Annotated in this window: 4 protein-coding genes; all 4 read right to left on the bottom strand. The window is 52.5% G+C overall.

Annotated elements, in window-relative coordinates; translation table 11 throughout:
• Positions 1 to 198: 198 nt before the first annotated feature.
• The 4 genes from AC6F7T_RS06025 to AC6F7T_RS06010 all read right to left on the bottom strand — a co-directional run bounded on the left by AC6F7T_RS06025 (position 199) and on the right by AC6F7T_RS06010 (position 3,032).
• Positions 199 to 375, bottom strand: coding sequence for a hypothetical protein (locus AC6F7T_RS06025; RefSeq protein ID WP_191158003.1), 177 nt, complete (start codon positions 373 to 375; stop codon positions 199 to 201).
• A 13-nt stretch (positions 376 to 388) separates the two neighbouring features.
• On the bottom strand, positions 389 to 1,195 hold the full coding sequence (locus AC6F7T_RS06020; protein WP_500717097.1) for an AAA family ATPase: 807 nt from the start codon (positions 1,193 to 1,195) through the stop codon (positions 389 to 391).
• Between the two features lie 2 nt (positions 1,196 to 1,197).
• Positions 1,198 to 2,478: a DDE-type integrase/transposase/recombinase gene (locus tag AC6F7T_RS06015; protein ID WP_500717096.1), complete on the bottom strand. Its 1,281-nt coding sequence runs from the start codon at positions 2,476 to 2,478 to the stop codon at positions 1,198 to 1,200.
• A 104-nt stretch (positions 2,479 to 2,582) separates the two neighbouring features.
• Complete coding sequence (locus AC6F7T_RS06010) at positions 2,583 to 3,032, bottom strand: hypothetical protein (protein WP_500717095.1); 450 nt, start codon at positions 3,030 to 3,032, stop codon at positions 2,583 to 2,585.
• Positions 3,033 to 3,699: the final 667 nt, after the last annotated feature.

The following is a 3,699-nucleotide window of genomic DNA, read 5'->3' as shown; positions in this document are numbered from 1 at the left end:
TTAAAGCCCGATATGCCTCTCCAAAGCATTTTTGCATCAAAAGACGATAGTCATCTAATCCTTTGCCTTGCGCACTGTTGTTGTTTGCCCCAGTAAATGGTCATAGATTGTCTAACTATATGGAACCATTAGATAGATTGTCACATCAATGGACTTTTGTCACACCGTGACCGGCACTCGCCGGTCACGGTGGTAGTGTTAAAAAGGTTCTTCTTCCTTCGGATGTGATCTGGAATCAGCCATATCCTGGTACGCTTGATGCGTGTTGATGATGTTCCGCAGGCTGGCCGCCATCAGACTCATCACCAGTTGTTCCACCAGGGCCGTTAACTCATCGAAGGTCGTTTCAGTATTCTGATCCTCGTAGATATTCATCGTAATACCTCGCTTAAAATATTTCCGTACTGGCTGCCTGGACATGCTCGGCGGTCACCACGCTTGACTCGTTTCTGGCAGCAACAATGAGTGCGCCCCGGGCCATGAAGTTGGCTTTGCGATAAAGTCCTCCTGAACCTTGATGAACAGCGGTCACGGCAGCCTCCTCAAACAGCATGCGGTCACAGCCGGCAATCTGCAGGTGATGGCGCAGATAGTTTTCCATGGCACAGCGATCGATACCGGCCAGGTGGCAGCGAGTGACGACCCGTGAAGCCAGAGGCTTGCTGGCACGGTAGCTGAGGTTGTCCACCAGGTTGGCCTGACCGGCGAGAATGACCGGCAGGTAAGGTTTGGAATCCTGCTCGAACTGAGTCAAGGTGTGGAGCTCGGCAAAGACATCGAGGCGTAAGAGGGACGCTTCGTCGATGACCAGCAGGGTTTTCATCTTCTTGCCGGTGACCAGATCAAGAATCTGCTGTTTAATCCGGTACGCCATCATGGCCCGTGAAGCACCGGCCTTGGTAATGCCCAACGCGGCGAGGATCTGGCGGTAGAGTTCGAGGATCGACCCGGAGCAGGCGGTCACGGCAATCACCTGGTATTCGGCAGGGTGCAGGCCACCGATCAAGTAGCGCAGGATGGTTGACTTGCCGCTGCCGATGTCGCCGGTGATCAGAGCAACACCACCCATGTGCACGGCGTAATCGATTCGCTCTTTGGTGGCGGTGATGACCGGCGTCACCAGGATGTCTTTACGCGGCAGGTCGGCACCAAAGGGGTTTTTACTCAATCCAAACGTATGACGACACACATCCATGATCAGCCCTCCCATACTTGGCCGCTGTGTGGCGTACTTGTGCCAAACAGTTCGATCTGACCGTTCTTGTCGCGTTTGACCCGGGCATTGACATGCAGATCAATGAGCTTGAGCACTCCATAAGACTGCCCCTGGTGGCGAATCTCGACCTGCTCTGGGGTGCGTTCATGATAAAGCAGTTCGACCCGGTGGCCGATCAGATCGACCGGACCTTCGTACAGACGTTTGTCAATAACGATGGAACGATCCTTGTTGACCCGGCGATAGACGGTTTTACGAAAATAATCACTGAGGTTCGCAGGCGCTGAACGCAGGCAATGCAGCCCGGCAGCGAACCGTTTGTGGGGCGTCTGTCCGGTGGACCCATGGGGACGCTGGTGGTACTGGTCATCCAGCCAGGCACTGAAGGCGACGTTAATCTCTTGCAGACTCTGCCCTTTGAAGCCGGGTAAGAACTGGGTGCGCACGGTGCGCAGATAGCGTTCAATTTTACCTTTTCCTTGGGGCTGGTAGGGTTTAGCGTGGATCAGGGCAATTCCTAAAGCTGCCGAGGTATATTCAAGCTGCCGGGAACGATACGCGGAACCATTATCGACATACAGCTTGCGTGGCAATCCGCGTCTACTCAAGGCCTGGTAAAAAGCATCCTGGAAGCAGGCCAGGGATTCGGATGGATAAAACGCAGCGTGTGGAATCAGGCGGGAGTGATCGTCAATAAAAGCGATCAGATAACACTTGCGGCGTTTGCCGTCACAGTCGAGCACCGGCCCATGGAGAATGTCCGATTGCCACAGGTCGTTGGGCAGTTCGGCTTCAAACTTGCGCCGGTCCGCCTGTGGTGCTTCGTCAGCAGCCATCAGTTTGTGCTGACGCAAAAAGCGGTACACCGAACTTAAGCTGACAGACCGTCCGCCGTTGACCAACTGGCGCTGATGGAGTATCCGGGTGAGTTCCGGAACGGGCATTTTGCGCATCTCTTTGCGCAAGGCGATCAGGGCCAGACCAGTTTCCTCGTCAATGGCGCGGGTCTGTCCCTGATCGTTACGATCCTGGGGATAAAGAGCTTCCAGTCGTTGTCCCTGTTCCAGGTAACGGGTAATCCAGCGAATCAGGGTACTGCGGCTGACCCGGGTCCGGCCGCTCTGAGGAATCTGCCATTTGCGCGCGCACTTCTCCTGTAGCAGGGCCTCCCGCTCCCCGCGATCCAGGCGTGTCGCGCCGACGAACTCGGCAATCAGGCCGTAGCGGAAGACGGCCACCTCTTGTTTCTGCTGTTCTGTCATAAGATCTCCTGCTGGCAAGGGTTTGCCAACCTCTACATCAGCAGGAGCACCACCTACCAGAGCAGATACCACTGGGGTGCCCAAAAAGCACCGGCCTGGTCAATTTAACTGACGCGGGCGACCGGGATCAGACGGCGTGTCAGCAATTGGTCGTAGCCCTGAAGCAGTCCTTTGGACCAGGTGTTGGTCAGATGAATCTGAATCTGTTGTTTCAAATTCAGCAGCCAGTGGCGCAAGCGGGAGCGCGGGAACGCCAGAGGGGGCCAACGTCCCTGATGAACGCGATGAGTCAAGCAGGTGACAATAACCGCTATACAGCTACGGATCCGGGGGAAATAATCGGCAGGACGTGCGGTGATGACACAACGGCACAAAGGACAACGATAGCATTTCATCGGCAGGGCCTCAGCAAAACCAGCGAAGTAGCGCAGCGCGTAACCGTGGCCCCAGATCCGCCACTGGTGACAACGTGGGCAGGAGTCCGGACGGGGCCAACGAAAATTTTTGCCCTGCTGCTGAATTTGCTTGAGATCAACCGCAACGGACCATATCATGATCACTCCGGTTAAAGGGGCTGTAACCCCGAAAGCAAAAAGGGCGGAGAGTTCTACGAAAACTCTCCGCCCGCTTTATTTTAACGACCGCATAAAGAGCCTTATCTGAAGGCTCAGATAATCTGACACCCTGCGGTCATTGGTCAACACATTCTGACAATTTCATACCCTCTCTAAATCATTTTTCGTGGCAATCAACACCACTGATGTTTACCAATATCTAAAATCTAGGAAAAAAATTACGGCTTGGACTCACACGAATTTATAGAAACAATCCCACAGTAAAAAACTCGAGTGCTTCCGAGCTATAAACATATCTTGCATGAAATAGATCAAATCAATGCGACAAGTAAAAATGCAAATCAATGTCATTCATTCCCTAAATTTTTTCCAGTAAAGAGACTTATTATATTTCATCCTTGCGGTAAGCGCTTGACCATAGCTCAATCGACAAATTAGTATTCGTTGACAGTAGAACGTGCATCTCCGCAGCTCTCAGGAGCTTCCGCTAACGATTACGAGCAAAGTGATAGAGCTATTTTCTATAGCTGAAATCGAAGACATGAAATTTGGGGATAAAGAATGGTTTGTGTTCGCTGAAACTTCTCTTGAATTGCATATTAAGAAGTTAGTTTTTCACAAGAGACGTTGGCGTATAAAAAGTTTG

The sequence above is a fragment of the Pelovirga sp. genome (assembly GCF_059864205.1).
This window is presented reverse-complemented; position numbering and strand designations above follow the sequence as displayed.

Excerpts from the sequence above, each read along its gene's own strand:
- AC6F7T_RS06025 (WP_191158003.1), bottom strand. The coding sequence starts at position 375 with ATGAATATCTACGAGGATCAGAATACTGAAACGACCTTCGATGAGTTA.
- AC6F7T_RS06020 (WP_500717097.1), bottom strand. The coding sequence starts at position 1,195 with ATGGATGTGTGTCGTCATACGTTTGGATTGAGTAAAAACCCCTTTGGT.
- AC6F7T_RS06015 (WP_500717096.1), bottom strand. The coding sequence starts at position 2,478 with ATGACAGAACAGCAGAAACAAGAGGTGGCCGTCTTCCGCTACGGCCTG.
- AC6F7T_RS06010 (WP_500717095.1), bottom strand. The coding sequence starts at position 3,032 with ATGATATGGTCCGTTGCGGTTGATCTCAAGCAAATTCAGCAGCAGGGC.